The 24,053-nt window shown below is 49.7% G+C and carries 20 protein-coding genes, 1 tRNA gene and 4 pseudogenes; 14 read left to right on the forward strand and 11 right to left on the reverse strand.

All coding sequences use genetic code 11. The features are described 5' to 3' along the window. Positions 1-223: 223 nt before the first annotated feature. Together M1B78_RS11455 and M1B78_RS11460 are read right to left on the reverse strand one after the other, a co-directional pair. A tRNA-Gly gene (locus M1B78_RS11455) sits at positions 224-296 on the reverse strand. A 91-nt stretch (positions 297-387) separates the two neighbouring features. Then, positions 388-744, reverse strand: a pseudogene (locus tag M1B78_RS11460) (transposase); the annotation flags it as partial. 397 nt (positions 745-1,141) lie between these two features. Between M1B78_RS11460 and cobU the strand changes: the two are divergent. Genes cobU through cobC form a run of 4 tightly spaced genes read left to right on the forward strand, consistent with a single transcriptional unit; the run spans position 1,142 to position 4,032 of the window. Continuing rightward, positions 1,142-1,663 carry a bifunctional adenosylcobinamide kinase/adenosylcobinamide-phosphate guanylyltransferase gene (cobU, locus tag M1B78_RS11465; protein WP_257940725.1) on the forward strand — a complete coding sequence of 174 codons (522 nt, stop codon included), beginning with the start codon at positions 1,142-1,144 and terminating at the stop codon, positions 1,661-1,663. Between the two features lie 30 nt (positions 1,664-1,693). Continuing rightward, positions 1,694-2,731, forward strand: a complete 1,038-nt coding sequence (cobT, locus tag M1B78_RS11470) for a nicotinate-nucleotide--dimethylbenzimidazole phosphoribosyltransferase (RefSeq protein ID WP_257931957.1) — start codon at positions 1,694-1,696, stop codon at positions 2,729-2,731. 1 nt (position 2,732) lies between these two features. Beyond that, the gene (gene cobS, locus M1B78_RS11475) at positions 2,733-3,476 is read left to right on the forward strand and encodes an adenosylcobinamide-GDP ribazoletransferase (protein WP_257940726.1); all 744 of its coding nucleotides are present in this window, start codon (positions 2,733-2,735) and stop codon (positions 3,474-3,476) included. A 16-nt stretch (positions 3,477-3,492) separates the two neighbouring features. After that, positions 3,493-4,032 (forward strand): alpha-ribazole phosphatase, encoded by a 540-nt coding sequence (gene cobC, locus M1B78_RS11480; RefSeq protein ID WP_257940727.1) that lies wholly within the window; start codon positions 3,493-3,495, stop codon positions 4,030-4,032. A 111-nt stretch (positions 4,033-4,143) separates the two neighbouring features. On the opposite strand, the pseudogene M1B78_RS18890 reads toward cobC, so the two are convergent. From M1B78_RS18890 to M1B78_RS11500, 5 genes and pseudogenes are all read right to left on the reverse strand, one after another. Continuing rightward, a pseudogene (locus M1B78_RS18890) lies at positions 4,144-4,486 on the reverse strand (sensor histidine kinase); the annotation flags it as partial. Next, positions 4,450-4,668, reverse strand: a complete 219-nt coding sequence (locus M1B78_RS11485; protein ID WP_257940728.1) for a hypothetical protein — start codon at positions 4,666-4,668, stop codon at positions 4,450-4,452. The gene M1B78_RS11485 and the pseudogene M1B78_RS18890, both read right to left, overlap by 37 nt. Before the next feature lie 215 nt (positions 4,669-4,883). Beyond that, a complete protein-coding gene (cbiB, locus tag M1B78_RS11490) occupies positions 4,884-5,852 on the reverse strand; it encodes an adenosylcobinamide-phosphate synthase CbiB (protein ID WP_136009645.1) in 969 nt (322 codons plus the stop codon). 3 nt (positions 5,853-5,855) lie between these two features. Beyond that, the gene (locus tag M1B78_RS11495) at positions 5,856-6,890 is read right to left on the reverse strand and encodes a threonine-phosphate decarboxylase (protein WP_257940729.1); all 1,035 of its coding nucleotides are present in this window, start codon (positions 6,888-6,890) and stop codon (positions 5,856-5,858) included. Further along, a pseudogene (locus tag M1B78_RS11500) lies at positions 6,883-8,057 on the reverse strand (hypothetical protein). Before M1B78_RS11500 ends, M1B78_RS11495 begins: the two are co-directional and overlap by 8 nt. Before the next feature lie 114 nt (positions 8,058-8,171). Between M1B78_RS11500 and M1B78_RS11505 the strand changes: the two are divergent. The 6 genes and pseudogenes from M1B78_RS11505 to M1B78_RS11530 form a co-directional block, all read left to right on the forward strand. After that, positions 8,172-8,414, forward strand: a pseudogene (locus tag M1B78_RS11505) (AAA family ATPase); the annotation flags it as partial. A 91-nt stretch (positions 8,415-8,505) separates the two neighbouring features. Beyond that, entirely contained in the window at positions 8,506-9,936 is a 1,431-nt protein-coding gene (locus M1B78_RS11510; protein ID WP_257931951.1) for a RapZ C-terminal domain-containing protein, read from the forward strand. Between the two features lie 25 nt (positions 9,937-9,961). Continuing rightward, on the forward strand, positions 9,962-10,702 hold the full coding sequence (locus M1B78_RS11515; RefSeq protein ID WP_257940730.1) for a nucleotidyltransferase family protein: 741 nt from the start codon (positions 9,962-9,964) through the stop codon (positions 10,700-10,702). Positions 10,703-10,916: 214 nt separating this feature from the next. Beyond that, complete coding sequence (locus tag M1B78_RS11520) at positions 10,917-11,816, forward strand: helix-turn-helix domain-containing protein (protein ID WP_257940731.1); 900 nt, start codon at positions 10,917-10,919, stop codon at positions 11,814-11,816. Between the two features lie 125 nt (positions 11,817-11,941). After that, positions 11,942-12,616 carry a PorT family protein gene (locus M1B78_RS11525; protein ID WP_257940732.1) on the forward strand — a complete coding sequence of 225 codons (675 nt, stop codon included), beginning with the start codon at positions 11,942-11,944 and terminating at the stop codon, positions 12,614-12,616. Between the two features lie 68 nt (positions 12,617-12,684). After that, positions 12,685-13,770: a choloylglycine hydrolase family protein gene (locus M1B78_RS11530; RefSeq protein WP_257931947.1), complete on the forward strand. Its 1,086-nt coding sequence runs from the start codon at positions 12,685-12,687 to the stop codon at positions 13,768-13,770. Positions 13,771-13,794: 24 nt separating this feature from the next. Here the strand turns inward: M1B78_RS11530 and M1B78_RS11535 are convergent, their stop codons facing one another. Further along, positions 13,795-14,817 carry an ATP-binding cassette domain-containing protein gene (locus M1B78_RS11535; protein WP_257940742.1) on the reverse strand — a complete coding sequence of 341 codons (1,023 nt, stop codon included), beginning with the start codon at positions 14,815-14,817 and terminating at the stop codon, positions 13,795-13,797. Positions 14,818-15,347: 530 nt separating this feature from the next. Here M1B78_RS11535 and M1B78_RS11540 point away from each other — a divergent pair. The 4 genes from M1B78_RS11540 (at position 15,348) to M1B78_RS11555 (ending at position 19,725) form a co-directional block, all read left to right on the forward strand. After that, positions 15,348-15,743: a DUF1573 domain-containing protein gene (locus M1B78_RS11540; RefSeq protein ID WP_136010891.1), complete on the forward strand. Its 396-nt coding sequence runs from the start codon at positions 15,348-15,350 to the stop codon at positions 15,741-15,743. Positions 15,744-15,839: 96 nt separating this feature from the next. Further along, entirely contained in the window at positions 15,840-17,831 is a 1,992-nt protein-coding gene (locus tag M1B78_RS11545; RefSeq protein ID WP_257931946.1) for an OPT family oligopeptide transporter, read from the forward strand. Between the two features lie 93 nt (positions 17,832-17,924). Continuing rightward, positions 17,925-18,794: an alpha/beta hydrolase gene (locus M1B78_RS11550; protein WP_257940733.1), complete on the forward strand. Its 870-nt coding sequence runs from the start codon at positions 17,925-17,927 to the stop codon at positions 18,792-18,794. A 142-nt stretch (positions 18,795-18,936) separates the two neighbouring features. Further along, a complete protein-coding gene (locus M1B78_RS11555; protein WP_257931944.1) occupies positions 18,937-19,725 on the forward strand; it encodes a DUF1460 domain-containing protein in 789 nt (262 codons plus the stop codon). 78 nt (positions 19,726-19,803) lie between these two features. On the opposite strand, the gene M1B78_RS11560 is transcribed toward M1B78_RS11555, so the two are convergent. The 3 genes from M1B78_RS11560 to M1B78_RS11570 form a co-directional block, all read right to left on the reverse strand. Further along, a complete protein-coding gene (locus M1B78_RS11560) occupies positions 19,804-21,366 on the reverse strand; it encodes an ATP-binding protein (RefSeq protein ID WP_257940734.1) in 1,563 nt (520 codons plus the stop codon). Between the two features lie 39 nt (positions 21,367-21,405). Next, positions 21,406-22,971, reverse strand: a complete 1,566-nt coding sequence (locus M1B78_RS11565; RefSeq protein WP_257940735.1) for an ATP-binding protein — start codon at positions 22,969-22,971, stop codon at positions 21,406-21,408. A gap of 128 nt (positions 22,972-23,099) precedes the next feature. Beyond that, a complete protein-coding gene (locus M1B78_RS11570) occupies positions 23,100-24,050 on the reverse strand; it encodes an MraY family glycosyltransferase (protein WP_257940736.1) in 951 nt (316 codons plus the stop codon). Positions 24,051-24,053: the final 3 nt, after the last annotated feature.

Consider the following 24,053-nt stretch of genomic DNA (forward strand, 5'->3'; position numbering starts at 1 on the left):
CTACGCCTGAATATTTAACAAATGCACCGGGATTTCGGATTGAGCCGGGATTCTCCATTTGCTAAAGTTTTCCACTTGTAGCACACTACGTTGATTGCTGCACTCATAAAATTTTCGGTTGACTTCTTAGTTGACTTCAATCGCATAGTTTCATGCAAAACCAGCACCGCCTAAAAACAAAAATCAGATAGGAATCTTTCGATAACTATCTGATTTCCAAAAGAGCGGCAAACGGGGCTCGAACCCGCGACCCTCAGCTTGGGAAGCTGATGCTCTACCAACTGAGCTACTGCCGCATAAACATTCCCAAGGTCATGCCTTAAAAACGGTGGCAAAGTTAATAAATTACTTCCTAAAAAACAATAGTTCGGTAAAAATTCGTCAAGCCTAAGCGGCTCTGGCAGTAAATAAGATGAGTTCTTTGAAAAGTTTGTCAATAACTTGCGGGGCTAGGTTAATTCCAAACACGCCAATAAATCGTTCAAGCATATAAGCATTGTGCATGAATGACTTGCAAGAGGATATGAAATAGGTAATTCCGAGCCTCTTACATGCCGCTTTGGCCAAGTTGACAGCTGCGAGCGACGCATTGAAATGAAAATCCAACTTTCTGAGGTCTGTTGACTGACAGTTGGTGATTCCGGCATGCTGCTTGCCATCTCTAAAACAAGATTTCAGTTGGAACCTGGTTCTTTAATAATCCAGGATTTCGCATCCATCCATCGAATCGTCTGTAGAGAAATAAAATTAGTATTGTATAAGGAGTGTTTCGTAAGCCATAATCAGAAGAGTTGAAGGACTTATAATTTACTAAAGAACAATGAATTATGTAATACTTTTTACCTTTATTGTCAGCAGATTAGCATCTTTTTTAGCACATTTATTCATGCTTAACCATTCGTTCTTGACAACATTTCAATGACCTCTTTCGTGTTCTCGAACCAGCTAAAAATCGGTCTTCGTCCATGCCTATATCAAAGTTATAAATTATCGAATTATTAACCAACGTACAAATTTACGACTTTTAAATTTTCGGTAAAAATTTACCGAAGTATTGTAAAAAAACAAATGTTTCGTCAAATATTTCTTATTTTTGCTCGGGAAAACAAAGATATTCTTTCAAAATACAGACCAAATACCAATGAAACGAATCATACTCATCACCGGAGGAGCACGTTCCGGCAAAAGCACTTATGCGGAAAAGCTAGCACTCGAGCTCTCTCCCACGCCCGTTTATCTTGCCACGGCACGCATCTGGGACGAAGAATTCCGCCAGAGGGTAATCCGGCACCAAGAATGCCGGGGACCGGAATGGACAAACATCGAAGAGGAAAAAGAACTCAGCCGCCACCGGCTGGAGGGACGGGTTGTCCTGATAGACTGCATCACCCTATGGTGTACCAACTTTTTCTTCGACCTGAATTCAGATACCGACCGGGCACTTGCCGCAGTAAAGGCGGAGTTCGACCGCTTCACGGCACAAGACGCAACCTTCATCTTCGTGACCAATGAAATAGGCATGGGAGGAACTTCCGAGAACGAACTGCAACGAAAGTTCACGGACATGCAAGGCTGGATGAACCAATATGTAGCCGCCCATGCCGACGAAGTGACACTGATGGTAGCCGGCATCCCACTTACCGTAAAAAATACTCATCCATAAAACTACAAACAATCAAAAATCAACAGACTGATGAAAACTTTTCATATCACACGTCCGGACAAGGCAATCCGTCCTGCATTGATTGACAAAATCAACAACCTGACCAAACCCAAAGGTTCGTTGGGCACTTTAGAAGAACTGGCACTCCAAATCGGACTCATGCAACAGACATTATCCCCCGCCTTGAAACATCCGCAAAACATTATCTTCGCCGCCGACCACGGCATTGTAGAAGAAGGTGTCAGCCTCTCTCCAAAGGAAATCACCTGGCAGCAAATCAGTAACTTCCTCCATGGAGGGGCAGGTGTCAATTTCCTCTGCCGGCAGCACGGCTTTACCCTGAAGATAGTAGATGCAGGAGTAGACTACGACCTCCCCTACGAGAAAGGCATCATCAATATGAAAGTGCGCAAAAGCACCAGAAATTATCTGCACGAGGCCGCCATGACGGAAGAGGAAATGGAGATGTGCCTAGAGCGGGGCGCCGAGGTGGTGAGACAATGCCATGAAGAAGGCAGCAATGTCCTCAGCTTCGGTGAAATGGGTATCGGAAACACTTCTTCATCCTCCCTATGGATGGCCTGCTTCACCGGCATTCCTCTGGAACAATGTGTAGGCGCGGGCAGCGGACTCGACAGCACGGGCATCCGCCACAAGTACGAAGTGTTGAAGCACTCCTTGGAGAACTACAAAGGTGACGGCTCTACCCGGGACATCATCCGCTACTTTGGCGGACTGGAGATGGTGATGGCCATAGGCGCCATGCTGCAAGCTGCTGAGCTGAGGATGATTATCCTTGTAGACGGATTCATCATGACCAACTGCCTGCTTGCCGCCGCCAGGCTCTATCCGGAAGTGACGGATTATGCCATCTTCGGGCACTGCGGAGACGAGTATGGCCACCGACTGGTGCTCGACGCTCTGCATGCCCGCCCACTGCTGAACCTGGGACTGCGTTTGGGAGAAGGAACAGGGGCCATCTGTGCATATCCCATTATCGACTCGGCCGTGCGGATGCTCAACGAAATGGATAACTTTGCACATGCCTCCATCACCAAATACTTCTAACATGAACAATGTATTAGCTGCATTCATAATGCTCACCCGACTGCCCTTCTGGAAAATCAAGGAAGTACCGGCAGAGTGTTTCAAGCATGTGGTTCCCTATTGGCCGCTCGTAGGCTGGCTGACGGGAGGCGTGATGGCGGCAGTACTGTGGCTTGCCGGACAGATTATGCCGATGTCATTGGCATGGATTCTTGCCCTCATCGCACGCCTGCTTGTCACCGGTTGCCTGCACGAAGACGGACTGGCGGACTTCCTCGACGGTTTCGGCGGCGGCACCACCCGCGAACGGACTCTTGCCATCATGAAGGATTCCCACATCGGAAGCTACGGTGTCATCGGATTGACATGTTATTTCCTGCTGTTGCTCCAACTTCATCACCTGCCATTGGAACTTCTCTGCATCCTCGTGCTCTGCGGTGACTGCTGGTCCAAGTTCTGTGCCTCCCAGATAGTCAACTACCTACCCTATGCCCGGAAAGAGGAAGAGAGCAAAAACAAGGCCGTCTACAACCGCATGAGCCGGCACGAGTTGCTGGCCGGATTTATCTGCGGTCTGCTTCCCTTCGTACTGCTGCTGCCTATAAAACTGTGGATTGCCCCCCTCTTTCCCCTGCTCACCTTCTTCCTGCTGTACCGGCTGATGAAACGGCGCCTGCAAGGATATACGGGTGACTGCTGCGGGGCCACTTTCCTGCTCTGCGAGCTATCCTTCTACTTGGGAAGCCTTATTCTGATTATAAATTAACAACTGAAAATCAAAGATGGAAGTAATACTCATCCGACACACTTCGGTAGATGTTCCTCCGGGCGTATGCTATGGGCAGACCGATGTTCCCCTGAAGCCCACGTTTGAAGCGGAAGCCGCCGTGACGGCAGAAAAACTGAAAACATACCTCCCGTTCGACCACGTCTACACCAGCCCCCTTACCCGTTGCGTACGTCTCGCCGCCTATTGCGGCTATCCCGATGCGGAACGGGAAGAACGAATTATGGAAATCAATTTTGGCGACTGGGAGATGAAGCCGTTCGAGCAGAATGAAGACCCGCGCCTGCAGGAATGGTATGCCGACTACATGAACGTGGCAGCTACCGGCGGAGAATCTTTTACCATGCAATACCGGCGTGTCGGCCAGTTTCTGGACGAGTTGAGAAAGAAGCCCTATGCACGCGTTGCCATCTTCGCACACGGAGGCGTATTAATCTGCGCGCAACTCTATGTCGGCATCCTCAAAGCCGAAGAAGCCTTCGACGCATTGACGCCCTATGGTGGCATCGTCCGCATCCATCTCGACAAGGAATAATGAACGAAATAGTAGGGCCTTCCTCCGCTTCGGTTTGTACTTTGTAGATACCTCCCAAATAATGAATAAAATGGGCATTGATTTCATGGCGAATCAAGTTCGTTTTATTCTCAGATAGAAAAGCAGCATCAGCAGCAGACAGACGCCCAGGAGTATAAATCCTATGCGGCAATTCATGTCCTAAATCTTCTGCTTCTCCAACAGCAGCTCGTCAATGTGATAAATCTCCTTCACCTCCTTCAACTGGTTGGCCGAGAAGGCATTGCTCAACGAATCCTGCTCGCGTATCAGGTAGTGCCGGGTCTCGATGGCCCCATGTCAATGTCCCCTTGTCATATTGCGTACTCGCCTTGTAGTTTATCAAAGTGGCAAAGGTGAAGACGTAATTGTTCAGTACCGTAGGGGGCACCTCGTCTATCAATGCGATGCTTCTGTCATACTCATCGGGCTTGGCACATTGTAGGCGGTCAAGGCTGCCTCATGCTCTCCGGTGGCCATCAGATAACGGGCATCTATAACCAGAAGGTATTGCTGTATCTCCAGAATCAGCTGCATTTCAAGCTGGTCTATCTGTGCCAGACTATGGCTGGCAGCTTTTAAGGTCGCTCTGGGCAATGGCCATACGGATTTCTCCACGGAAAAGGTTTTCTTTAGTCCAAGAATCCGCTTTATCTGTTGCCGATGCAATTATTGTGCTCCCAAACCAAATAAAGAAAAGGAATATACAGTTGCTTTATCCTCATTTATAACACTTTACCTGCTTTAAAAGTTACATTTTTAATGCAATGCGGTCTTGTAAAGATATTATATCTTTTTGGAACGGACAAAGAATCAGTTAAAATAACAACATTTTAAAAACAAAAGGAAGCTAAGGTCGATGTCACGATTACGGCAACCACCATCCACCACTCCACACGCCGGTTGATGTGGACAGCCACACGCATATCTTCCGTCTTCAGAGGCCGTTCATTAGAACCGATATAAGGTTTCCATACCTCCTCGCCGAAATAGTTGTGCGGACCTCCGAAACGGCAGTCCAGAATACCGGCAAGAGCGGCTTCCGGATAACCGGAATTGGGACTGGCATGCTGGCTGCCATATCTGCCCACAAAAGCAAACAAGGAAAGACGACCGGAAACCAGCACCATCAGAAAGGCTGTCAGACGGGCGGGAATGTAATTGGCAGCGTCGTCCAGGCGGGCGGCGAAACAGCCGAACCGACAATAGCGCTCGTTCTTGTAGCCGACCATGGAATCCAGCGTGTTCACCATCTTATAGGCAAGCATGCCCGGAACTCCCAACAGCAGATACCAGAACAAGGGAGCAACCACCCCATCACTCAGATTCTCCGCCAATGTCTCCAATGCAGCAGTGCGTACCTCCTGCGCCGAGAGCGCAGATGTATCACGGCCCACGATGCGCGCCACTTGTTTTCGGCCTTCCTCCAAAGAACGGTCTACCGCCTTGAATACCATGCGCACTTCACGAACCAGTGTAGTACCTGCCAAGCAATAGAACATCAGCAGTATCTGCACCGTCAGCAGCATGCCCGGAGAAAAGAGTGCCGCCAAACGGAGCAGCAGAAGCGTGACGAAATACACACCAGCCACGAGGAGCACCGTCATAAGCGCTCCTTTCAGAAAACGCGAATCGCCTCGGTTCAACCGGTGCTCACAGAAAGAGATGGCCTTGCCGAAAGCCACAACCGGATGGGGTAGCCATGACGGGTCGCCCAGCCAGTAATCGAGCAGCCAGGCTGTGAGAAGCGGCAGGTTCAAGTTGAAGGCGACACCCAAAAGTATAAGCACATCTTCTTCCATCGGTTATTCCTCCTCAAGCCATTGTCCTACTGCTTTTACAAGCCTGTCATTCTCCTTCCGGCTCTGGGCGGCTATGCGGAAAAAGTGCTCATTCAGCCCGTCGAAGTTGGAGGCGTCCCGAATCAGGATACCATGCTCCCCGGCCAGATAGTCTTTCAAGGCAGAAGCCTTGCCCATACGGAGGCACACCAGCATGAAATGGGTTTCGGTGGTCCACACTTCCAGTCCTCCCAATGCCTCGAGCGCACTGCGCAGGCGGGCAGCCTCTTGCAAGTAAGACGCCACATCCAGCGGATTGGGAACATCATGTTCCAGCAGATGGAGCCCTGCCTCAATGGCAAGTTGGTTGACCGACCAGGGCATACGGTTAGTACGCAGGCGGTGCAGCAGGTGAGGGGCGCCGGTGACATATCCCAGTCGCAGACCGGGAACGGCATAACGCTTGGTCATGGAGTGCAGCAGCAAGACGTTGGGAAACTCCACCGCCTCGGCAGCAGAGAAAAGTGGACGCAAGGTGAAAAACTCGTAGGACTGGTCAATGACGAAACATACCTGCGGATTATGACCGATAAGTGTTACCAGATATTCCTTCTCCACGACCGTTCCGGTAGGGTTATTGGGATTGCACAGCCACAGCATACGCACCTCTTCCGGCAAGCGATACCCCTCGCTCTCCATGGGAAGTCGGTAGAGGGAAGTGACCCGATGACCGTGCATGCGGCAGGCATCGGCATATTCACTGAAAGTGGGTTGCACAATGACGGTGTTTGTCCCGCGGAAAGTCTGTGCTGTGAGATAGATGGCTTCGGTAGCTCCGTTCGTCACGCACACTGCCTCGGCAGGAAGGTGGTGGTGGCGGGCAAGGCAGGCCTCAAGCGTGTAAGGCTCCGGTTCGGGATAGTTGCCGATGCTGTCAATCCGGGCACACAGATGCGCCTTCAAGGCAGAGAGATTCACCCTGCTGTAAACGTTCGAGCTGAAATTGGCCGTAATCGGACGGCTGTATTTATAGGAATCGTCTCCGTGTCCTTCAATCATGGTTCTTTGTCAATATTTGGTAGATAAGCGGCAGGTTGACGGGCGGCGCACGTGCTCGGCAAGCCTATCGTATTGTTCTTCTTTGAATGTATGATAATCGAAAGCGCCGGCATTCTCGGACAATTTGTCTGCAAAAGGCACAAGCAGAAAATCTATGAATTCCGGATTGTCGAGAATGCCATGAATATAGGTCCCCATGCAGGTGGAGTCCACGTAGTAACCATCGGTAAAGCCGTTCTCCAGAAGATTCAGGGGAGAATCGGGAGCTCCTTCCACGGGGGGGGTCACTCCCATATGGATTTCATAGCCCTGCATTAATGGAGAATGGAGAGTGGAAGATGGAGAATGGGGATTGCACAGACCGAACTTCACCTGACGGGTCACCTTCTCTCCCGACATGCGGGTACTGATGGGCAACAGCCCCAGCCCGGGCAGGCGTTCGATGTCTCCCTCCACATGCTCAGGGTCGAGCACCTCCTGCCCCATCATCTGATAGCCGCCGCAGATGCCCATCACAGTGGCACCTTCACGGTGGGCACGGATGATGGCAGCCGCCACACCGTTACGGCGCAATTCGTAAAGATCGTCAAGCGTGCTCTTGGAGCCGGGCAGCAGAATGACGGCGATGTTCACCTTTCCCTTCTCGGCACGGACAGACTTTGTGGCAAGCGCCACGGAGTCTTCTTCTTCGATATAAATGTCACGGTAGTAAGGCACTACCCCAACAACGGGATTGATTTCGGAGATGCTTCCCGCACCTTCCAGCACGACGGGATTATAGCGGGCGGCAAGGCGGTCGTAGGCAGCACAAACCTCCCGGCGCAGCTCGTCGCGTCCTTCCTTGCAGAAATACTCATAAGCATTGCGGTTGCCGATAGGACGCCCGTCGAGGACAACCTGCGAGGTGTGGTCCGACTGTGGTTTCAGCAGCAACGGATTCATGTCCGTGTGGCAAGGCACTCCGGCAGCTTCCGCCTGCACAGCCTGGGCACGGCCTATCTCCAGCCCTTCGGGAGTGGCAAATGAATTGAGCGCCATATTTTGTACCTTGAAAGGTGCGGGCTGATAGCCGTCCTGCTTGAAGATGCGGCAGAAGGCGGCAGCAGTGATGCTCTTTCCCACGTCACTGCCCGTCCCGGCAAACATAATCGGATGAAGTTTCTCCATAAATTTCCTTTTAGCGAATGCAAAGATAGCGCAAATCCGAATATCTCTCCCATTCATAAGCCATATCTTCGGAAACTATTCGTATAAACGTTGTATTCAAAAAAAACAAGGAACATGTACCAAAGAATCTACTCCATCGGAATAGAGAACTTCGAGAAAATCCGTAAAGACGGATATGTCCATATCGACAAGACAGCTGTCATTCACCGTTTGGTAAAGACCGGAAGTTATTATTTTCTGAGCTGTCCGCGCCGTTTCGGCAAGAGCCAGCTCCTCTCCACCCTGCACGTCTACTTTGACGGTAAACGCGAACTCTTCAGAGGTCTTGCCATCGAGCAGTGGGAAGAGGATTGGACATAATTGACACATTAGCACATTTTCCTCCTGCAAAGGTAAACATATCTCCGACAAAAGTTTTATCTTAGCTGCGAAAATAAAACATATCACCATGATAACCGAAGAACTTAAGAAACTCTACATCGCACATACCGGACACGAACCGGAACAGATTGACGAACTTCCCTCCTCCGGCTCCAACCGGCGCTACTTCCGCCTCAGCGGAAACCCTACACTTATCGGTGTCAGCGGAGAGTCCGTGGAGGAGAACCGCGCCTTCCTCTATATGGCAGAACATTTCCGCCAGAAAGGACTGCCCGTACCGCAAGTGTTCATCCGCTCCGAAGATGACATCTACTACCTGCAAGAAGACCTGGGCGACTCGCTTCTGTTCAATGCCATAGAGAAGGGACGCAAGACCAGCGTATTCGGCGAGGATGAAAAGCAGTTGCTGCGCAAGACCCTCCGCCTGCTGCCCGCCGTGCAGTTTGCCGGGGCCGACGGCATGGACTTCTCCTACTGCTACCCGCAGGCGGAGTTCAACAGTCGCAGCATACTGTGGGACCTGAACTACTTTAAGTACTGCTTCCTCAAGGCAACAGGGATGGACTTTCAGGAAGACCGCCTGGAGGACGACTTCCAGAAGATGGCGGACGTGTTGCTCCGCAGCAGCTCCGCCACCTTCATGTACCGCGACTTCCAGAGCCGCAACGTCATGATAAAGGACGGCGAGCCCTGGCTCATCGACTTTCAGGGCGGTCGCAAAGGTCCGGTCTACTATGACGTAGCCTCCTTTCTATGGCAGGCCAAAGCCAACTATCCCGACAGCCTGCGCCAAGAGCTGCTGAAGGAATACATCGACGCCCTGCGCAAGTACCAGCCCGTGGACGAGGCATATTTCCATGCCCAGCTCCGCCACTTCGTGTTATTCCGCACCATGCAGGTGCTGGGCGCCTACGGCTTCCGCGGCTACTTCGAGAAGAAGCCCCACTTCATACAAAGTGTCCCCTTCGCCATCGAGAACCTGCGCCAGCTGCTCCAGGAGCCTTACCCCGAATATCCCTACCTCTGTCGGATTCTGCGCCAGCTCACCGAGCTGAAACAGTTTACGGACGACCTGCAAAAGCGCCGCCTCGTGGTGAAAGTCACCAGCTTTGCCTACAAAAAGGGCATTCCCGAAGATTCCACGGGCAACGGAGGAGGTTTCGTCTTTGACTGCCGCGCCGTGAACAATCCCGGCAAGTACGAGCGCTACAAGCCCTTCACGGGACTGGACGAACCCGTTATCCGCTTTCTGGAAGACGACGGCGAGATAGCCGTATTCCTGGAGCATGTCTACGCCCTTGTCGACGCTTCCGTGAAGCGCTACATGGAACGTGGCTTTACCAACCTGTCTGTCTGCTTCGGCTGCACCGGCGGGCAGCACCGCTCCGTCTACTCGGCACAACACCTGGCGGAACATCTACACAAGAAGTTCGGTGTGCAAGTGAATCTGATACATAGAGAACAGAATATTGAACAGACGTTTAAGGCCAAAGTTTAATGTGCTAATGTGAGAATATGCCAATATGAAAGCTATGATTTTCGCCGCCGGTCTGGGCACCCGGTTGCGCCCCTTGACAGACCATATGCCCAAAGCCCTCGTTCCCGTGGCAGGAAAGCCCATGCTGGAGCGGGTGATACTGCGGTTGAAGGAAGCAGGATTTAACGAGATAACGGTCAACATCCACCACTTCGGGGAGCAGATTATCGACTTCCTCCGTGCCCGCGACAACTTCGGCACGGAGATTCACCTCAGCGATGAACGCGGCATGCTGCTCGACACCGGAGGAGGCATCAAAAAGGCACGTCCCTTTCTGGACGGGCAGGAACCTTTCCTTGTGCACAATGCGGATATCTTGACGGACATCGACCTTGCAGGCCTCTACCGCCACCATCTGAAGGGCGATGCGGAGTCTACCCTGCTCGTGAGCGAGCGCAAGACTTCCCGCTATCTCCTTTTCGACGACAACTACCACCTGCACGGCTGGATAAACAAGTCTACTGGAGAGGTGAAACCGGCAGGCTTCGACTACCGGGAAACGAAGTACCGGGAACTTGCCTTCGGAGGGATTCATGTCATCTCTCCCTCCCTCTTCCGCCTGATGGGCGACGAACCGTGGAACGGCAAGTTCTCCATCATACCTTTCTACCTGTCCGCCTGCACAAAGACGCACATACAAGGCTATCCGCTGCAAGGATTCCGCTGGTTCGACGTCGGCAAACCGGAGACACTGGCACTAGCGGAGGAATACTACAAACAAAAATAACAAGTAATGTAAAGAGAGCTAACAAGTAATGTAAAGAGAGTTAACAAGTAATGTAAAACAGCATGACATTACTTGCCGGCTCTCTCCTTTACGAATGATTCATGGATTGTACACAGATTACGGACATTTGTAGCCATATTACGAATTCCTCCTCCTGCGATGTGGAACTTTCCTGATTATTTTCTACATTTGTACAGCACTAACAGGAACGTTTATGGAAGAAGTTATCAAGCTCAACGCAGTAGACCAATACAACAAGATGTTCGGTCTCGACTCCCTGCACCCGCTGGTCAGCGTAGTCGACTTGTCCGAAGCAACCGGTTTTCCCAGACATTTCACGCTGAACTATGGCGTATATGCCCTTTTCCTCAAAAATACCAAATGCGGAGACATACGCTACGGCAAGCAGTTTTACGACTACCAGGAAGGCACGGTAACCAGCTTCGCCCCTGGCCAGGTGACCGAGGTCAACATGCCGGAAGGCATGCAGCCCAGCGCCTCCGGCCTGCTGTTCCACCCCGACCTGATAAAAGGCACCTTGCTGGGACAAGGAATAAAGCAGTACTCCTTCTTTTCCTATTCCTCTACCGAGGCGCTGCATTTGTCCGAAGAAGAGAAAGAAATCTTCCTCGACTGCCTGAAGAAGATAAAGATGGAAATCCAACGCCCCGTCGACAAGCACAGCAGGGGGCTGATTGCACGCAACATCGAGCTACTGCTGGACTACTGCATGCGTTTCTACGAACGCCAGTTCATCACCCGCTCGGCGGCCAACAAGGACATCCTGATGAAATTCGAGGCATTGATAGACGACTATTTCCAGAGCGACAGACCGCAAACCGAAGGACTGCCTTCCGTGAAATACTTCGCAGACAAAGTGTTCCTCTCCTCCAACTATTTCGGAGATTTGGTGAAGAAGGAAACCGGAAAGACAGCGCAGGAATATATCCAGAACAAAATCATCGACCTGGCCAAAGAAATGATCATAGGAAGCGGAAAGACGGTCAGCCAGATTGCCTATGAACTGGGGTACCAGTATTCGCAGCACTTCAACCGCGTGTTCAAGAAAAACGTAGGCTATACTCCGGGCGAATACCGGCACTTGCAGATTTAGAACAATAAAGATTCACCACGGATTACGCCGATTGGCGCAGAGCTTTTTCGGTTTCGTCAAATATAAGTTCTATCTTTGTGTGCCGATAGAACATATAGCGCAGGAAACGCCACAAAACTTTACTCATGAAGAAGAAGATAATCATTACCGTCTGTATGGCAATGGCCGCACTGACCGGTTTGGCGCAGAGCCCGCTGTCCTTTCATGCAAAAGCAGGCATCGGTACCTCCCATTTTCATGGAAAACACTCCGGCAGTGACACCCAAATGGCTTACAAGGCCGGTATCGGTGCAGAATATGTCCTCAACAAAACCTGGGTGCTGCAATCCGCATTGGAGTTTGTGTCCATCGGCGGTAAAGACGAGATAGGCCACGTCGGCAATGCCAGAATGCATGAACTGTACCTGCAAATCCCCCTCATGACAGCGGCCCGCCTCCATCTGGGCAAGGATTATCATGCCTCGCTGAGTGTGGGCCCTTATGCGGCCATAGGCGTGGCAGGCAAGACTTCAGGCGAGACTTACAATCATAGCAGCAGCGTGCAGGAAGGATACCGGTTCAAGACAGGCACTTTCGGCAGCATGGCAGACGGGAAGATGGGCAACCACCGTTTTGATGCAGGCATTGCCGTGGGACTTACTTTCGAATACAAAAGGTTCATCATCGGTGCAGAGACGCAGGTGGGACTGGTAAAAGTCAATGAGCAGATAAACCAGATGATAAGTCATTCGGAAGAAGGAGGAGGATATTTCCCCAAGAACTTCGCAGCATTCTTCACGCTGGGGTACCGGTTCCGGTAAGAGAACATTTTGCCATACAGAGTTGTTTTAGTATACAAACAGATACCCAACAATATAAACTGAATAATATGGCAAAAAGAATTTCTATCCTGCTGGCAGCAATGGCAGCCCTCACTTTCGCCCCTCAAGCAGCCGAGGCATGTACCGGTATTACCCTGACGGCCAAAGACAATGCGCACGTCGTAGCCCGCACCATCGAATGGGGAGGCAGTGAGCTGAACAGCCAATACGTCATCGTACCGCGCGGTTATTCGCAACAATCACTGACACCCGGAGGCACTCTGTCTGGCATGGAGTTCACCTCACGCTATGGCTACGTAGGCCTGGCAGTGGAACAAAAAGAGTTCGTGGCCGAGGGACTGAATGAAGCGGGACTCTCCGCCGGTCTCTTCTACTTTCCCGGATATGGCAAATACGAGGAGTACGACTCAGCGCGAAAAGCGTCGAGCATAGCCGACTTACAGCTGGTATCATGGCTGTTGGGAAGCTTCTCTACCGTAGACGAGGTAAAGGAAGCCGTTGAAAAGGTGGCGGTCATAGCCATTGACCCGCGTGCTTCCACCGTGCATTGGCGGATTGCAGACAAGACCGGCCGCCAACTGGTATTGGAGTTCATCGACGGACAGCCCCGTTTCTATGAAAACAAGCTGGGAGTATTGACAAACTCCCCCGGGTTTGACTGGCAGATGACCAACCTGAATAATTACGTGAACCTATACCCGGGCAGTGCCGAAAGCAAATCGCTGGGCAATGCAACCGTGGCCCCTTTCGGTTCGGGAAGCGGCTTCTTAGGAATTCCGGGAGATGTGACTCCCCCTTCCCGTTTTGTCCGTGCCGCTTTCTACCAGACCTCCACGCCGCCACAGAATACCGCGCAGGAAACCGTTCTCCAATGTTTTCAGATATTGAATAACTTTGATATCCCCATAGGCATCGAGTTTCCTCCCGGCCAGATTCCTGCCCATATTCCCAGTGCCACCCAATGGACATCGGCCACAGACATGACAAACGGTATCATCTACTATCGCACCATGTACGACAGTACAATCAGAAGCATCGACTTGAAACAGATAGACTTCAAGCACATCACGTATCATGCCGCTCCCCTCGACAAAGTGAAGCGGCAACCGATAGTTCCCGTAAGCATTGAATAAAAGCGTACGGATACGAACGATGTATCACAGGGAATGGATTGACAAGACTATGTGCAGCAATTCCTCAATGGAGTACACCGTTACCGGCTCCTTGCCCGGCCGGCGGAACACGAAGCCGTCGGCCCCTTCCCTCAAATCTCCGGTTTCGATGTAAATCTCCGACTCAACATTCCGGTTTGCCAGAATGCCGTTTCTCTGGAGTGCCTTGCGCACCATGGCATACTTCTGCCCGTGGCCCGCCAAGCGTATCCGGGAGGTATATTCATTGGCTACCCTGAACAGTCCCGTTTCCAAATCGAAGGCAATACCCTTACGGGCAAAGAAGTTGCTCAAGCTGCCGTTCAGCGAGAGGTCTTCGGGCGTGCCGACGGTCACTCCGTTCGCCTTGTCCATCAGCCATATCTTGTCCGCTATCTGCAGGGCCAGTTCCAGGTCGTGGGTAGAAAGGAAAATCGTCTTGTCCGTCTGCCGGCTAAGCTGGTGAAGCAGCTGCATCATCTCTACTTTACTGGGAAAGTCGAGGAAAGCTGTCGGTTCGTCCAGATAGATGACGGGAGTTTCCTGGGCGAGCGCCTTGGCTATCATCACCTTCTGCCGTTCGCCATCACTCAGCGTATGCACCATGCGGTGTGCCAGATGGGGAATGCCTACCAGAGCGATGGATTTGTCCACCACAGCCTTGTCCTCTTTCGAAAGGGTTCCCCAGAAACCGGTATAGGGGCTGCGGCCCAGACCTATCAGTTCTACGACAGACATATTCCGTATGTCGCACTTCTCCGTCAGCACCACGCTGATGACGCGCGAAAGCTGCTTGTCGGTATACTCCCCTATCTCTTTTCCTTCAATAAATATGTTTCCGCCAAGTTTCGGCTGGAAGGCGGACAACGTACGGAGCAATGTAGACTTCCCCACTCCATTGGCTCCCAACAGACAAGTGAGCTCACCACTGTTGATTCCGGCGCAAATGCCGTCTGCCACCGCTTTCACATCGCCCTTACCGGGATAGCCGATGGAAAGATTCTCTATATGTATGGTTTCCTTATTCATTCGATTCTCCTTTCCGTGTTCTATACAGCAACACCCCCACAAGCCACTCCCCAACCGGCTCCCCCCGAACTGATGCCCCATGCCGTCAATGCCCGGGGCGCGCGGCAGTTCCAACGGAACAGTCCGGCAAGAAAGCTCTTTCCTCCCGCTGAAAAGACTCGTTTCGGAAGATGATGCTGTAGAGACATGATTATTGGGGTTTATAGAATTCGGACACAATATTCGTCATTTTTGGGGAGATACGCAAATGCTCTTACCGCAAATTGACGGACATCGTGCCGAAACAATCTCCATATCTTGTTTGCTACTGACTATTTCCCCACTTTTGCCACCCTTTAGGCACACTCCGGAAGAGCAGCATATCAATGACGACAACCGGACAGCAGCCATCCGCTTCCCCTATTTTTCCCCGCTTATCATTCGTACAAAGGCCTTTTGAGTCCGATTTAATACAATTTCGCACGCCATAGACATTATTTTAATGAAAATGAGTTACCTTTGCACCGTTGAAATATAAAAAAGATAAGAACATGAAGAAAGTCGCTTTTTATATGCTGATGCTGGTTATGAGCATCGGTTGTGCCTATGCCCAAGGAAAGGCAGACATCAAATTCGAACAGACCACCCACAACTTCGGCACATTCTCCGAGAACAGCCCGGTGGTCAGCTACACCTTTAAGTTCACAAACGTAGGCGATGCTCCGCTTGTCATCCATCAGGCCGTGGCTTCCTGCGGATGTACCGTTCCCGAATACTCACAGGAACCGATAGCGCCTGGAAAGACGGGCACAGTGAAAGTAACCTATAATGGAACCGGAAGATACCCCGGCCACTTCAAGAAATCCATTACCCTGCGCACCAATGCCAAAACGGAAATAATGCGATTGTTTATCGAAGGAGATATGACGGCAAAAGATGCCAAATAAGCATTTTACCATACAGAATTAAGGAGATTTTTTTAAATCTCCTTTTTTTTTGCTTTCTTTGAACTCCATAACGAAAAACATAAAACTACAAAACCTATGAAACAAGAAGAAGAACCTATCACCGGACTAGCAGAAAATGCGTTCCGTGAATTGAAACCGGGAGAAGTGTACAACCCTTTGATGAGCCCGGACAAGAAGTATTCAGAAGTAAATGCCTGGTCGGTGACGTGGGGTATTCTGATGGCCATCCTCTTTTCGGCCGCAGCAGCCTATCTGGGGCTGAAGGTGGGGCAAGTATTCGAAGCAGCCATCCCCATCGCCATCATTGCCGTCGGCGTATCGGGTGCCGCCAAACGCAAGAATGCACTGGCCGAAAACGTCATTATCCAGTCCATCGGCGCCAGCTCGGGCGTCATCGTGGCAGGCGCCATCTTCACCCTTCCGGCACTTTATATCCTTCAGGAAACCTATCCGAAAGAAATCACCGTCACCTTCGCACAGGTCTTTATCAGCTCCCTGCTGGGAGGTGTGCTGGGTATTCTCTTCCTGATTCCCTTCCGCAAATATTTCGTGAGCGACATGCACGGCAAGTATCCCTTCCCCGAGGCAACAGCCACCACGCAAGTGCTCGTCTCCGGCGAAAAGGGCGGCAGCCAGGCAAAGCCGCTGCTCACGGCAGGTATCATCGGCGGTCTATATGACTTCATCGTAGCAACCTTCGGCTGGTGGAACGAGAATTTCACCACCCGCGTATGCGGCTTCGGCGAAATGCTGGCCGAGAAAGCCAAGCTGGTGTTCAAGGTTAACACGGGTGCTGCCGTGCTTGGTCTGGGCTATATCGTAGGGCTGAAATACGCGTCCATCATCTGTGCCGGCTCACTGGCCGTATGGTGGATTATTATCCCCGGCATGTCCATGATTTGGGGAGACTCCGTACTGAACCAATGGAACCCCGAGATTACGGCAACCGTAGGCGCCATGACTCCGGAAGAAATCTTCAAATATTATGCCAAGAGCATCGGTATCGGTGGCATTGCCATGGCAGGCATCATCGGCATTATCAAGTCCTGGGGCATCATCAAGAGTGCCGTAGGGCTGGCTGCCAAGGAAATGGGTGGTAAATCCAATGTAGAGGCCGGCGTAAAACGCACGCAACGGGACATCTCCATGAAGATTATCGCCATCGGTTCCACCATCACACTGCTGCTGGTTGTTCTCTTCTTCTACTTCGATGTGATGCAGGGCAACCTGGCACATACCATTGTAGCCATCCTGCTTGTGGCAGGCATCGCTTTCCTATTTACCACTGTGGCCGCCAATGCCATTGCGATTGTGGGCACAAACCCCGTATCCGGAATGACGTTGATGACATTGATCCTGGCATCCGTGGTCATGGTAGCCGTAGGGCTGAAAGGTCCCGAAGGAATGGTTGCCGCACTGGTGATGGGCGGTGTTGTATGTACGGCACTGTCCATGGCAGGAGGCTTCATCACAGACTTGAAAATCGGTTACTGGCTGGGCAGCACACCCGCCAAACAGGAGACCTGGAAGTTCCTCGGAACCCTCGTTTCCGCCGCTACCGTAGGTGGTGTAATGATTATCCTGAACAAGACGTACGGTTTCACCAGCGGACAATTGGCCGCTCCACAGGCCAATGCCATGGCAGCCGTTATCGAACCTCTGATGAATGGCGTGGGTGCGCCCTGGCTGCTCTACGGTATAGGTGCAGTGCTGGCCGTCATCCTCAACTTCTGCAAGATTCCCGCACTGGCGTTTGCACTGGGCATGTTCATCCCGTTGGAACTGAATGTTCCGTTGGTAGTGGGCGGTGCCATCAACTGGTACGTGACCAGCCGCAGCAAGAATGCCGCTCTCAATGCCGAACGCGGAGAGAAAGGCACACTGCTGGCCTCCGGTTTCATTGCCGGCGGTGCACTGATGGGTGTGGCAAGCGCCGCCATGCGTTTCGGAGGAATCAACCTCGTGAACGATGCATGGTTACAGAATACCTGGTCTGAAGTACTGGCACTAGGTGCATACGTCCTGCTGATATGCTATCTCATCAAAGCTTCCATGAAAACCAAATAGTTGAAATCTCACAAGCTCAACATGTGAAAGGAATAAGGGGGACGGAAAGTCCCCTTATTCCTTTCAGACCAAATAACTTTAAATATAAGAAACATGAAAAAGATTCTATTATTCTTTTCTTTATTTACAACGGCCCTATTATTTGCACAAAATCCCGTCGAATTGCCTTTATGGCCCGACAAAGCCCCCAACAACAGCAGACCGTCCGAAACAGAACAGAACTATAACAATGAATGGGTAACCAACATTACCGTCCCTACCCTCACCATCTTCCCGGCTTCCCAGCCCAACGGTATGGCCATCATCATGTGTCCGGGAGGCGCTTACAGCGGTCTTGCCATGCGCCACGAAGGACTTGACATGGCCTCCTGGCTCAATGCACAAGGCATTACGTACGCAGTACTGAAGTACCGCATGCCCAACGGCCACAATGAAATCCCCCTTTCTGATGCCGAACAAGCCATTCGCCTCATACGCGAACATGCTGCCGAATGGGGCGTCAACCCTCAGCGCGTAGGCATCATGGGAGCCTCTGCAGGCGGACATCTGGCCGCTTCGCTAGCCACTCTCTACAGCAGTGACAAAACCCGTCCCGATTTTCAGATACTGTTCTATCCGGTCATCTCCATGCAACCGGGCATCACTCATGGAGGCTCACGCACCAATCTCCTCGGAGAAAACCCGTCTCAGGAACTGGAACAGAAATACTCACTCGAAAGACAGGTATCGGCACGCACCCCCCAAGCTTTCATCATGCTTTCTTCGGATGACGATGCGGTGCCACCCATCAATGGCATCGGCTATTTCCTCGCCCTGCGCGACCATAAAGTACCTGCCAGCCTGCATGCCTACCCTACCGGCGGACATGGCTGGGGATTCCGTGACAACTTCCCCTACAAGCGTCAATGGACCGAAGAACTGGAGAAGTGGCTGCGTGAAGGGCTCGTATTCCCCGGCCTCTGAATCTGCCTCAAAAGAATTTATAAATATTTAATCCGGCAGTATTGAATTTAATTCCCCCGTATTAAGCTTTTATAAAAAGGATGTAGTAAATTTGCTGCATCCTTTTTACGTTTAAGAACAGTAATAATCAAAAGAAAGAAAAATGAAAACAATGACTAAATTTATGTTCAGCGCCCTCTGTGCGGCAACTCTGGTAACTTCCGTTTCTGCCCAGGGAGGGAAAGATATGTTGAGCAATGGAATAAAGTATCTGGATGTGCCATACGTGGCCCATACGCTGGAGGCAGATGGTCCCGAGGAACTCGTCATCAACTGCGATGAGGTAGACTGCACCACGCTGGTGGAATATGTGCTGGCAGAGACACTCACCCCCAAATTGGCCGACGGAGACATTTCGGAAAGCGCTTTCGCCGATAACCTGCAGAAAATCCGTTACCGTGACGGTAAAATCGACGGGTACACTTCCCGCCTGCATTATATTGCCGACTGGATAAACAATGGCGTACGCAACGGCTTCCTTCAGGATGTAACGGGCGCCATGAGTCCCGACACCGAACAGTTATCAATCTCCTACATGTCTTCCCACCCCCAACTCTACAAGCAGCTGGCAAATTCTCCGGATAACATAGCCAAAATGAAGAAGATAGAGCAATCCTTGTCCGGCAAGGAAGTTCACTATCTTCCCAAAGCCAAACTTCCCGCCGATGGCCTCCCGTGGATTAAAGACGGCGATATCATAGCCATCACCACCAACACTCCGGGGCTGGATGTAGCCCACATGGGAATCGCTTTCTATGCAGACAGCAAACTCCTGTTGGTACACGCTTCCTCTACCGACAAGAAAGTGGTGGCCTCCAAAGTCTCCTTGTCCCAAATGCTGAAAGACAATAATAAGTGGACGGGAATACGGGTGCTGAGAATGAAGAAATAAGGTGAAATTCTATAATATGGAAAAGGCGATGGAGAATCAAATCTTCATCGCCTTTTCCATATATATGATTGTTCGTTCCTATTCCTCCACGACAATATATTCATCAATATTCCGTGTTTCTTTACTGAAGTTCACACCTACTTTCACTAATTTCCTGCCATCCAAGGTATAAGGAATCAGATACCCCTTCTCATCTATTTGTTTCAGAGCTGCGTCGGCTGTACCGTCCAGTTTGAACTCAAAAATATAAATAGCGGTAGGGGTATGAACTACTGCGTCCGCACGACCACGGCTGCTGCGAACCTCGGACCGGATGAACTGTCCCAGCAAAGTAAACACTACATGAAAAATAACTTGATAATGACGTTCCGTATCATCACTCAACTCGTACGGAATACCGGAGAAGAATATCTTAAGACGCTCCATAAACGCCTCCACATCCCCACTCTTCAATTCACGCATGAATTTAGCGATGTGGAAACCAGTCTCATCATTGGATACATTGGTATAATAGGGTACCAGAAAATTCAGAAAGCCGTAACGTACCTCATCATTCGGAAAGCCTAAAGTGTATAGCTTCACATCATCATCATACCCTTTTATGGTCAAATAACCACTTTGATAAATCATCGGAAGAGGATTATTTGTTTCCGCACGATATTCAGAGAAAGCGGAAGCCAGCACTTCCACTCCATCTATCAATAGACGTATATCGTAATCACTCTGCTTCAGCAAGTCAACCAAGTAAGTAGGTGTGCCGGTCTGAAACCAATAGTGCCCCATCTCTTCTGCATCAAAAGCATTCAATACACTGAACGGATTGAACATTCCTACACCTTCCGGATGAAAATGGTAACCATCATATTGACGTTCCATCAAATCAATCACTTCTTGTAAGGATATCCCTCTTCGTTTAGCCAGTCTCTCAAGTTCCGGCAGAAAGGTTTTCACCAACTCCTCTTTGGTAATACCACACAAAGCAGCGTAAGGAGACTTCATGCTGATATCATTCAGCTGATTCAAGTCACTGAACACACTTACTTGCGCAAACTTGGTCACTCCGGTCAGGAAAACAAAACGAAGATAACGGTCAGCGCTCTTCAAGACACCGTAGAACGCTTTCAATATTTTCCGATACTCATCCAGCAAGTTCTCATCCAAGACCGCTTGAAGCAATGGCTTGTCATACTCATCAATCAGCACAACAATCAGCTTTCCCGTCAGCGTGCATGCCCGCTCTATCACGTAAGCAAAACGCTCTTCCGGACTACGGTCTTTCTTCTCCTGACCATAGAGCAGCTCCCATTTCTCCAGATACTGATTAAGCATAGCCGTCAGGTCAGCAGCAGTTTCATATTTCCGGGCATTCAGATCCAAGTGCAAAACCGGATATTCTTCCCATTCCTTTTCCAGCTGTTCAATGGCCAAACCTTGAAACAGATTCTTGCGTCCTTGAAAGTAGGCTTCAAAGGTAGAAAGAAGCAGGCTCTTGCCAAAACGACGGGGACGGCTCAGGAAATAAGGAGTAGAAGTAGATGCTATTTGATAAATCATAGCCGTCTTATCTACATAAAGAAAACCGCCTTCACGTAGTTTATCAAAAGTCTGTATGCCTATCGGCAGTTTACGTATCTGTTCCATGTTATTATAACCTGATTGGTGTATGACAAAGGTACGATTTTATTCCTCCACGACAATATATTCATCAATATTCCGTGTTTCTTTACTGAAGTTCACACCTACTTTCACTAATTTCCTGCCATCCAATGTGTAAGGAATCAGATACCCCTTCTCATCTATTTGTTTCAGAGCTGCGTCGGCTGTACCGTCCAGTTTGAACTCAAAAACATAAATAGCGGTAGGGGTATGAACTACTGCATCCGCACGGCCGCGGCTGCTGCGAACCTCGGACCGGATGAACTGTCCCAGCAAAGTAAACACTACATGAAAAATAACCTGATAATGGCGTTCCGTATCATCACTCAACTCGTACGGAATACCGGAGAAGAATATCTTAAGACGCTCCATAAACGCCTCCACATCTCCACTCTTCAATTCACGCATGAATTTAGCGATGTGGAAACCAGTCTCATCATCAGTAACTTTAGTATAAAAAGGAACCAGAAAATTGAGGAAACCATAACATACTTCATCATTCGGAAATTGAAGCGTATAAAGGCAAACCTCCTTATCATAAGCTTTTATAGTCAAGTAACCGCTCTGATAAATCATAGGCAGAGGATTATTAGCTTCTGCACGATATTCAGAGAAGGCAGAGGCAGTAACCTCTACGCCATTCAGCAAAAGGCGAAGATCATAGTCACTCTTTTTTAATAAATCCACCAAATAAGTAGGTGTACCCGTCTGAAACCAGAAGTTGCCGAACTTCAATTTCTGGAATACATTCAGAAGGCTGAAAGGGTTAAAAAGCCCCACCGAAGTATCTTCACAAAAATGATAGCCGTCATATTTCTTTGCCAAACGAAAAATCGTTTCCTCCAAAGTCAGTTCTTCATTCTCACTTAACCGTTGTATTTCCGGGCCAAATGTTTTTATAAGTTCATCTTGTGTAATGCCGCACAAAGCATTGTATGCTCTATCCATGCTTATATCATTCAGCTGGTTCAAGTCACTGAACACACTTACTTGCGCAAACTTGGTCACTCCGGTCAGGAAAACAAAACGAAGATAACGGTCAGCGCTCTTCAAGACACCGTAGAACGCTTTCAATATTTTCCGATACTCATCCAGCAAGTTCTCATCCAAGACCGCTTGAAGCAATGGCTTGTCATACTCATCAATCAGCACAGCAACCTGCTTTCCTGTCTGAGTGCATGCCCGCTCTATCACGTAAGCAAAACGCTCTTCCGGACTACGGTCTTTCTTCTCCTGACCATAGAGCAGCTCCCATTTCTCCAGATACTGATTAAGCATAGCCGTCAGGTCAGCAGCAGTTTCATATTTCCGGGCATTCAAGTCAAGATGTAGAACAGGATACTGTTCCCACTTCGTTTCCAACTGTTCGATGGCCAAGCCCTGAAACAAGTCTTTGCGTCCTTGAAAGTAAGCTTCGAAAGTGGAAATGAGCAGACTCTTGCCAAACCGACGGGGACGGCTTAGGAAATAAGGAGTAGAAGTAGATGCTATTTGATAAATCATAGCAGTTTTATCTACATAAAGAAAACCGCCTTCACGTAGTTTATCAAAAGCCTGTATGCCTATCGGCAGCTTACGTATCTGTTCCATGTTATTATTATAACCTGATTGGTGTATGACAAAGGTACGATTTATATTTCAAAAATAAGACGAAAGGCGATGGAGATTTTAGTCTCCATCGCCTTTCATTATTTTACTAATCATCATTTCAGCATTACTCACGTAGACTGGTGCAATCCGAAATACTTCTTCATAAAACAGATATAAAGAAAACAAAGCAAAAGAATTATACCTGCCAAATACCAATAACCGTAACCTAAACACATTATATATCCTACGATGATGATTGCCTGCACTGCCATGTAAAAAGAAGAAACCATTACATGAGGAACTTTCAGTTCATTCGCCATTATCTGATACAGATGTTTGCGATGCGGCAAGCCGACATTCTCATGAAGCATCAGACGGTGGATGATAGTCAGAACACTGTCTACACCGTAAACGGACAAAAGGACTATCCAGCTGAAATCTTCTGTTTCAATGATAAGCCTGCCTATCAGGAAAAGAAGGATAAAAGCAATACTCACGGAACCCACATCACCGGCAAAGCACTTGGCTTTCTTACGAAAATTAAAGAAGCAGAAGACAAGAACAGAACAGATAACGGTATAGATAAAATCCGCTTCCACAAAAGTCACTACCTCTTTATTGATATAGGCCAACGCAGCAAGAATAACCAGAGAATAACCACCGGTTATACCGTTAATGCCATCCATAAAGTTGTAGGCATTGATGATGCCCGTACAGACTATCAAGGCAATGACTATCCACCACCAAGACAAGGAAAACAGCCCCCACTGATAAAACATCAAGGTCATGGCAGAGAAATGAAAAAGCAGTCTTGTCATCTGTCCGGTGGATTTTATATCGTCCACAAAGCTGATGAACGTCACCAGTGTCAAGGCAAGCAGGAACCAGGGATATTCAAAGCCACTCGTCAGGAAACAGGCCAACGCACCGAAATAGAATATAATCCCACCACCGCGTAAAGTCACTTTCGTATGAGAACTCCGCTCATTGGGCTTGTCGATGATATTGCATTTATCAGCTATCCTAAAATAAAAAAGTTCTGCCAAAAACAGCAGAACCAATATTAGCAGATAATACATAGC

The sequence above is a fragment of the Bacteroides muris (ex Fokt et al. 2023) genome (genome assembly GCF_024704895.1).
In the GTDB taxonomy this organism is placed as follows: Bacteria; Bacteroidota; Bacteroidia; order Bacteroidales; family Bacteroidaceae; genus Bacteroides; species Bacteroides muris.

Excerpts from the sequence above, each read along its gene's own strand:
- M1B78_RS11520 (WP_257940731.1), top strand. The coding sequence starts at position 10,917 with ATGGAAGAAGTTATCAAGCTCAACGCAGTAGACCAATACAACAAGATG.
- M1B78_RS11515 (WP_257940730.1), top strand. The coding sequence starts at position 9,962 with ATGAAAGCTATGATTTTCGCCGCCGGTCTGGGCACCCGGTTGCGCCCC.
- M1B78_RS11560 (WP_257940734.1), bottom strand. The coding sequence starts at position 21,366 with ATGGAACAGATACGTAAACTGCCGATAGGCATACAGACTTTTGATAAA.
- cobS (WP_257940726.1), top strand. The coding sequence starts at position 2,733 with ATGAACAATGTATTAGCTGCATTCATAATGCTCACCCGACTGCCCTTC.
- M1B78_RS11525 (WP_257940732.1), top strand. The coding sequence starts at position 11,942 with ATGAAGAAGAAGATAATCATTACCGTCTGTATGGCAATGGCCGCACTG.
- M1B78_RS11530 (WP_257931947.1), top strand. The coding sequence starts at position 12,685 with ATGGCAAAAAGAATTTCTATCCTGCTGGCAGCAATGGCAGCCCTCACT.
- M1B78_RS11555 (WP_257931944.1), top strand. The coding sequence starts at position 18,937 with ATGAAAACAATGACTAAATTTATGTTCAGCGCCCTCTGTGCGGCAACT.
- M1B78_RS11550 (WP_257940733.1), top strand. The coding sequence starts at position 17,925 with ATGAAAAAGATTCTATTATTCTTTTCTTTATTTACAACGGCCCTATTA.
- cobC (WP_257940727.1), top strand. The coding sequence starts at position 3,493 with ATGGAAGTAATACTCATCCGACACACTTCGGTAGATGTTCCTCCGGGC.
- M1B78_RS11510 (WP_257931951.1), top strand. The coding sequence starts at position 8,506 with ATGATAACCGAAGAACTTAAGAAACTCTACATCGCACATACCGGACAC.
- cobU (WP_257940725.1), top strand. The coding sequence starts at position 1,142 with ATGAAACGAATCATACTCATCACCGGAGGAGCACGTTCCGGCAAAAGC.
- M1B78_RS11535 (WP_257940742.1), bottom strand. The coding sequence starts at position 14,817 with ATGAATAAGGAAACCATACATATAGAGAATCTTTCCATCGGCTATCCC.
- M1B78_RS11545 (WP_257931946.1), top strand. The coding sequence starts at position 15,840 with ATGAAACAAGAAGAAGAACCTATCACCGGACTAGCAGAAAATGCGTTC.
- M1B78_RS11540 (WP_136010891.1), top strand. The coding sequence starts at position 15,348 with ATGAAGAAAGTCGCTTTTTATATGCTGATGCTGGTTATGAGCATCGGT.
- M1B78_RS11495 (WP_257940729.1), bottom strand. The coding sequence starts at position 6,890 with ATGATTGAAGGACACGGAGACGATTCCTATAAATACAGCCGTCCGATT.
- M1B78_RS11565 (WP_257940735.1), bottom strand. The coding sequence starts at position 22,971 with ATGGAACAGATACGTAAGCTGCCGATAGGCATACAGGCTTTTGATAAA.
- cobT (WP_257931957.1), top strand. The coding sequence starts at position 1,694 with ATGAAAACTTTTCATATCACACGTCCGGACAAGGCAATCCGTCCTGCA.
- M1B78_RS11570 (WP_257940736.1), bottom strand. The coding sequence starts at position 24,050 with ATGTATTATCTGCTAATATTGGTTCTGCTGTTTTTGGCAGAACTTTTT.
- cbiB (WP_136009645.1), bottom strand. The coding sequence starts at position 5,852 with ATGGAAGAAGATGTGCTTATACTTTTGGGTGTCGCCTTCAACTTGAAC.